Here is a 6,655-nt window from a genome sequence, read left to right on the forward strand (position 1 = left end):
CCCTCCACCCCGCAAAAACTTTTATTTGGGAGCGGGCGCAGGTCCCCGTCCCTGACTCGTCGGACAACGTATTTCGTCCGGTCCCGTCTTTGCCTCACAGAAAAAAACTCCCGCCGCATCCCGCCCGCCGCAGGCAAGGGCGGAGGCTGGCCGGGCTGCCGCATGACGGCGTTTTTTCTCTGTGCCGCCGGGGGACTGATGCGCGAGGGATGGACGGGGCGACAGGACTGCCTGCCAACCACCCCGACAAGATTTTTTGAAGGGCAGGAGATGTGCGAGAAGGGGGACGTTTGGCAAAAAGTCCCCTTGTCCCCACAGACAAACCTCTCCCGCCGCATCCCGTCCGCCGCAGGCAAGGGCGAAGGCAGGACGGCCTGCCGCATGACGGCGTTTTTCTCTGTGCCGCCGGGGGACTGATGCGCGAGGGACGGACGGGGCGACAGGACTGCCTGCCACCGACCCCGACAAGATTTTTTGAAGGGCAGGAGATGTGCGAGAAGGGGGACGTTTGGCAAAAGGTCCCCTGCCCCCACAGAAAAACCTCTCCCGGCGCATCCCGTCCGCCGCAGGCAAGGGCGAAGGCAGGACGGCCTGCCGCATGACGGCGTTTTTTCTTTGTGCCGCCGGGGGACTGATGCGCGAGGGACGGACGGGGCGACAGGACTGCCTGCCAACGACCCTGACAAGATTTTTTGAAGGGTAGGGGGTGTGGGGGAAGGGGGACTTTTTGCAAAAAGTCCCCCTTCCCCCACAGAAAGAAAAAATTATGGAATGGAATGAACAGGCGCTGGTGCTGCGCATGGGGCCGTTTCGGGAGACGGACATCTGGCTGCGGCTGTTGTGCCGCACGCGGGGTATGCTGACGGTGTTTGCCTTTGGGGGGAGCCGGAGCCGCCGACGGTTTTGTGGCTGCCTTGATGTGTGGAACACGCTGCGATGCCGGATACGGAGTTCTCGGGACGGTCGTTTCCTCAATCTGGAGGAGGCCACGCTGTCGGCGGGGCCGCAGCGTTTGCGTACGGACTGGCGGCGCATGGGCTTGGCGGCCAATTGCCTGCGTTTCACTGAGGCGCTGGGGGTGAGTGGCGAGGCAGCGCCTGATGTGTTTGCCTTGCTGGAGGATCTGCGGGCCACGCTGGACGGCAGCGAGCGGCTGCCGGGGCTGTTGCCGTTGTTTTTTCGTTTGCGGCTGGCCGGGGCGCTGGGCTTTGCGCCGGGTCTGGAGTGCTGCGGGCGATGCGGCGGCACGCTGGAGGATGGCGGGTTGTTCGCGGTGGACGAGGGGCTGGTGCTGTGCCCGCGCTGCCGTGCGCGGCGGCAGGAGATCGGCCGTTATGGGGTGGTCATGCCGTACGGGGGGCTTGACCTTTTGCGCACCGTACAGCAAGAATTTCCTTCCCGGTGGCCTGTGGACGAGCTGCCGGGGGAGATCCGCCGGGCCTGCGCCCGCGCCATTGACGGATTCGTGGAGTATCATCTGGGGCTGACCTGGGAGGGCAGCTATTTCCGGCGCGTGTAGGGGCGGGCATGGGCGTGCCGTCCGCGAGGGGCCATTTTTTTTCGGCGGGGCAGGGAGTTTTTTGGGCTGCCGCGACGGGAGCAAGCAACCGCATTTTCGGCGTCGCCGTTTTCGGAAAAGACCGGGAAGGCGCGGGAAATGACTTCTAGACAAAGGACAAGGTATGTATTTTCAGGACGTCATCCTCACCCTGCAGCATTACTGGGCCAGGCAGGGGTGCGTGGTGGAGCAGCCCTCGGGCGTGGAGTGCGGGGCCGGAACATTCAATCCCCATACCTTTTTGCGGGTGATCGGGCCGGAGCCCTGGAACGTGGCCTATGTGGAGCCTTCGCGGCGTCCCACGGACGGCCGTTATGGGGAGAATCCCAACCGCCTGCAGCGGTATTTCCAGTTCCAGGTCATCATGAAGCCCTCGCCGGAGAACATCCAGGACCTCTATCTGGGCAGTCTGGCGGAGCTGGGCATCGATCCGTCCCGGCACGACATCCGCTTTGTGGAGGACGACTGGGAATCGCCCACGCTGGGGGCCTGGGGGCTGGGCTGGGAAGTCTGGCTCAACGGCATGGAAGTGAGCCAGTTCACCTATTTCCAGCAGGTGGGCGGCATCGACCTTGCGCCGGTGAGCGTGGAGCTGACCTACGGTCTGGAGCGCCTGACCATGTACTTGCAGGGCGTGGAGTCCGTGTACGATCTCAAATGGAATGAAAACGTCACGTACGGGGACATCTACCATCAGAACGAGGTGGAGCAGTCCCGTCACAATTTCGAGGTCAGCAACGCGGAGATGCTCCTGCGGCACTTCAATGATTTCGAGGGGCAGTGCAAGGCCATGCTGGAGTGCAATCTGCCGTGGCCCGCGTATGACTACTGCCTGAAGTGCTCCCATACCTTCAATCTGCTGGATGCGCGGGGGGCGATCTCCATCACCGAGCGCACCGGCTACATCGGCAGAGTTCGCGCTCTGGCCGCAGGCGTGGCGAAACTGTATGCGGCCCAGCGCGAGGAAATGGGCTATCCCATGCTCAAGGGGGCGAAATAATCATGGCGACCTTTGTACTTGAAATCGGCAGCGAAGAACTGCCTTCCCGTTTTCTGCCTGTGGAAGAGGCGGAGCTTGCCGCCCGTTTCCGTACCGCGCTGGACGAGGCCGCCGTGGAGCACGGCGGGATGCGGGTCATGAGCACGCCCCGGCGTGCCGTGGTCATCATCGAGGACGTGAACCCCGTGCAGCGGGAGCGGGAGGAGGAGATCTCCGGCCCGCCGGTGCGCGCCGCCTATGATGCCTCCGGCAATCCGACCAAGGCTCTGGAAGGTTTTGCGCGCACGCACGGGCTGACCGTGGCGGACGTGTACCGCATCCAGACGGACAAGGGCGAATATGTGGCCGTGCGCAAGCATACGGGCGGCGCGGCGGCGCGCGATCTGCTGGCGTCGATCTGTCCGGCGGTCATCACGAGCCTGCCGTTTGCCAAACGTATGCGCTGGGGCGCGCACACGCTGGCCTATGCGCGTCCGCTGCGCTGGATCGTGGCGCTGCTGGACGAGGAGGTCATCCCCTTCAGCGTGGGGCCGGTGACGAGCGGACGCGAGACCTGCGGCCACCGCATCCACGGGCCCGGCCCGTTCAGCATCGCGCGGGCCTCGGACTATCTGTCCGTCATGGCCGAACAGTGCGCCATCACCGTGGACCCGGCCGCCCGCCGGGAGATCATCGTGAACGGCGGCAACGAGCTGGCGCGGGCCGCGGGCGGCAAGGTGCTCTGGCGGGACGGCCTGCTGGAGGAAGTGCAGGGGCTGGTGGAGCATCCCGTGCCGCTGCTGGGGGATTTTGACCCCGCCTATCTGGAAGTCCCGGCCGAGGTGCTGCTGACCAGCATGGAGAGCCATCAGAAGAGTTTCGGCATCGAGGGGCCGGACGGCAGGCTCATGCCGCATTTCCTGACGGTGCTCAATCTGACGCCGCAGGACATGTCCGTGGTCAAGCACGGCTGGGAGCGCGTACTGCGCGCCCGTCTGGAGGACGCCCGCTTCTTCTGGCATCAGGACTTGCGGGAAAGCCTGGATACCTGGCTGGAAAAGCTGGAGCATGTCATCTTCATCGCCCGACTGGGCAGCATGGCCGACAAGACCCGCCGTCTGGAATCGCTGTGCCGCTGGCTTGCGGAGAGCGTTGCCGCGGGCAAGGTGAGCGCCGACGATGCGGCGCGTGCCGGACGCCTTTCCAAGGCGGACCTGGTCAGCGGCATGGTGGGCGAGTTCGACACCCTGCAGGGCATCATGGGCGGCATCTATGCCGGGCGCAAGGGAGAGAACGCCGTGGTGGCGCAGGCCCTGCGCGAGCAGTATCTGCCTGCCGGGCCGGATTCGCCGTTGCCGTCCAGCCTGGCCGGGGCGCTGCTCTCGCTGGCCGACAAGGCGGACACGCTGGCCAGTTGTTTCGGTCTGGGCATGATCCCCACCGGCGCGGCCGACCCCAACGGTCTGCGGCGCTGTGCGCTGGGCATCATCCGCATCATGCTGGAATTCGGCCTGCAGCTGGACGTGCGCGAACTTTTTGCCCGCGCGCAGGCGCTGTACGGCGACCGGCAGTGGAAGCTCGGTCAGGACGAGGCGCTGGACAAGCTGCTGGAATTCTTCACGGCGCGGCTGCGCAATTACTGGCAGAGCCACGGCGAGGACACGCTGCTCGTGGACGCGGCGCTGGGGGCCGGGCTCGTCGATGTGCCGTCCTGCGCGGCGCGTCTGGCCGCCCTGCGGGACTTCAGCCGCACGCCGGGGTACGCGGCGGCGGTGCAAACGTTCAAGCGCGTCTCCAATATCCTGCGCAAGCAGGCGGGCGACGGCGCGCTTGCCCTGACGTGGGAGGCTTCCCTGTTGCGGGAAGCGCCGGAAAAGGCGCTGGCCGCCACGCTGGAAGAGCTCCTGCCGCGTCTGGACGCCCTGCGGGAAAAGAGCGATCACGCCGCGGTGCTGGCCGCGCTGGAAGAGGTGCGGCCCGCTGTGGATGCCTTCTTTGACGGCGTCATGGTCATGGCCGAAGAGGCCGACCTGCGGCGGAATCGTCTGGCCATGCTCAATGCGCTCGGCTCGCGTTTTGCCCGGCTGGCAGACTTTGCCGCCCTGCAGATCTAGCCGGCTGAAAATGTTCTCGTCGCCCCGCCCGCTCCGGCGTCTGTCTCCGCGCAGCCGTCGGAGCGGGGCAGGGGCGTTGCGCGTCCTTGAGCATTTTCCGTTTGAACGCTTCGCGCCCCAAACCAGACGGCCCGGCGTTTTGCGGGAAAAACGCGCTCATCCCGCCTGGTGTTGTCCGGGTGGCATTGTGCCGCCGCTTCGTATTTTGCCTTTGAAAAGGCAAAATGCTCTTGTGTCCGAGATCCCAGCCTGTCCGCCGCTGGACGGGAAGAAAAAAAGAATTTCAGGCGAACGAGAAAAAATCGCTTGACTTCCTGACGGAACGGGGCTAGTTAACCTCGTTCGCAACGAGAAATCATCCTGCTGTACAGCAGGTCAACTGATCGGAGGATCGTCGTGGCTAACCATAAGTCTGCCATCAAACGTCACAAGCAGAGCCTGCAGCGTGCTGCGCGCAATCGTGCTGCCCGCACCCGCGTGAAAAACGCCATCAAGAATGTGCGCGCCGCTATCCAGAGCAAGGATAAGGAACAGGCCAATGCCGCGCTGAGCGTGGCCGCCTCCGTGCTGGCCAAGGCTGCCGCCAAGGGTTCCCTGCACTGGAAGAAGGCTGCCCGCAAGGTTTCCCGTCTGTCTCGCGCCGTCAACGGCATCGAGGCTGCCTAATTTTTCCGTCTACTTGCGGAATCGTGTCACGCGCTCGTAGCTCAGCTGGATAGAGCAACAGGCTACGAACCTGTAGGTCAGGAGTTCGAATCTCTTCGGGCGCGCCACAAAAAAAATTGAAAAGACACGAAAAAAAGTGTTGACGACAACGAGGAAAGCAAGTAGAAACAAACTCACGCGCTCGTAGCTCAGCTGGATAGAGCAACAGGCTACGAACCTGTAGGCCAGGAGTTCGAATCTCTTCGGGCGCGCCAGAGAAAATAAGCGGTTACGGAATTGCCCGTAACCGCTTTTTTCGTTATGCTGCAAACTGTTTTTCCCGCCGCCCGGCGGTTCACGCCAGACGTAGGAGTCATAACGATGAATGCCATGAGCAAGGTTCGCGTGGTCGTCAAGACGCTGGCCGTACAGGTCTGCCTCTTTATCGGTATCCTTCTTTTCATGTGGGGGGCGCAGGCCCTGTACGGAAAGATCGACCGCAACACGTTCCCTGATGCGGTGAGCCTGCCGGAAAACGCCGCCCAGCTGCCGGAGAACGAAAAGGGCAAGCTGCTGGTGGACGCCATCACGCATCAGCTGCGTCAGGAACTGGATTCGACCTTCGGCTGGACCATGAACGACATCCTGTTCAACCGCTTCTTCCTCGATAACCGCGCCTACCGGCAATACGGCGTCTACCACGCCACCAAGGTGCTCATGGACCTCTACTCCATGGAGATCGCCAAGCTGGGCGCCAATGACCGGGAAAATGCGGACCTCTACAACGCCCGCCTCAACAATTTCGCCATCGACCCGCGCAGCTTCATGTTCCCCTCCGCTGAAGGCCAGTACAAGAAGGGCCTGAAGCTCGTGGAAAAGTACAAGGCGGACCTGGACGCGGGCAAGGCCGTCTACAATTGCCGCACCGACGATCTCTATGCCTCGCTCAGCAAGGTGGTGGGGCAGGACATGCTCGGCTACGCCCTCGGCCTCCTGTCGGATGCCCAGAGCCTTTCCTTCGCCACGCTGGACAACCGTATCTACGAAGCGCAGGGCATGGTGCTGGTCATCCGGGATTTCATGAAGGCTCTGTACGTGCTCTATCCCGAGATCCGCGACAAGAACAACGAGGAGAACATGCGCGCCGCCATGGAGTATCTGGACAAGATCTGCGTGTACGACCCGCTCTATATCACCTCTTCGTTCAACTCCGGGGAGCTGATCATCTCCTATCTCATGTTCGCCCGGAATCGTCTGGAAGATATCCGCGACAGCATCCGTATCTAGGTGTTGTGTTCCGATAGGTTGTTCACCCTTTCCTCATTCGGTAAGTTGGAAGTTAGCAGACAAACCAACAAG

5 protein-coding genes and 2 tRNA genes are annotated in these 6,655 nt (G+C 63.0%); all 7 read left to right on the forward strand.

Going from position 1 to position 6,655, the window contains the following annotated elements; translation table 11 throughout:
• The first annotated feature begins 766 nt into the window (after positions 1 to 766).
• The 7 genes from Q0K00_RS10970 to Q0K00_RS11000 all read left to right on the forward strand — a co-directional run bounded on the left by Q0K00_RS10970 (position 767) and on the right by Q0K00_RS11000 (position 6,583).
• The gene (locus tag Q0K00_RS10970; RefSeq protein ID WP_297229478.1) at positions 767 to 1,519 is read left to right on the forward strand and encodes a DNA repair protein RecO C-terminal domain-containing protein; all 753 of its coding nucleotides are present in this window, start codon (positions 767 to 769) and stop codon (positions 1,517 to 1,519) included.
• Between the two features lie 163 nt (positions 1,520 to 1,682).
• Complete coding sequence (gene glyQ, locus Q0K00_RS10975; protein ID WP_297229480.1) at positions 1,683 to 2,558, forward strand: glycine--tRNA ligase subunit alpha; 876 nt, start codon at positions 1,683 to 1,685, stop codon at positions 2,556 to 2,558.
• A 2-nt stretch (positions 2,559 to 2,560) separates the two neighbouring features.
• A complete protein-coding gene (gene glyS / locus Q0K00_RS10980) occupies positions 2,561 to 4,651 on the forward strand; it encodes a glycine--tRNA ligase subunit beta (RefSeq protein WP_297229482.1) in 2,091 nt (696 codons plus the stop codon).
• Between the two features lie 396 nt (positions 4,652 to 5,047).
• Entirely contained in the window at positions 5,048 to 5,317 is a 270-nt protein-coding gene (gene rpsT, locus Q0K00_RS10985) for a 30S ribosomal protein S20 (RefSeq protein WP_297229484.1), read from the forward strand.
• Positions 5,318 to 5,347: 30 nt separating this feature from the next.
• Positions 5,348 to 5,424 (forward strand) — tRNA-Arg (locus Q0K00_RS10990).
• Positions 5,425 to 5,494: 70 nt separating this feature from the next.
• Positions 5,495 to 5,571, forward strand: a tRNA-Arg gene (locus tag Q0K00_RS10995).
• Between the two features lie 115 nt (positions 5,572 to 5,686).
• Complete coding sequence (locus Q0K00_RS11000; RefSeq protein ID WP_297229486.1) at positions 5,687 to 6,583, forward strand: DUF2333 family protein; 897 nt, start codon at positions 5,687 to 5,689, stop codon at positions 6,581 to 6,583.
• Positions 6,584 to 6,655 lie beyond the last annotated feature (72 nt).

Source organism: uncultured Desulfovibrio sp., from assembly GCF_944327235.1.
GTDB lineage: Bacteria > Desulfobacterota > Desulfovibrionia > Desulfovibrionales > Desulfovibrionaceae > Desulfovibrio.

Bases quoted from the DNA above. Each gene is read 5' to 3' on its own strand.
- Q0K00_RS10970 (WP_297229478.1), top strand. From the start codon at position 767: ATGGAATGGAATGAACAGGCGCTGGTGCTGCGCATGGGGCCGTTTCGG.
- glyQ (WP_297229480.1), top strand. From the start codon at position 1,683: ATGTATTTTCAGGACGTCATCCTCACCCTGCAGCATTACTGGGCCAGG.
- glyS (WP_297229482.1), top strand. From the start codon at position 2,561: ATGGCGACCTTTGTACTTGAAATCGGCAGCGAAGAACTGCCTTCCCGT.
- Q0K00_RS11000 (WP_297229486.1), top strand. From the start codon at position 5,687: ATGAGCAAGGTTCGCGTGGTCGTCAAGACGCTGGCCGTACAGGTCTGC.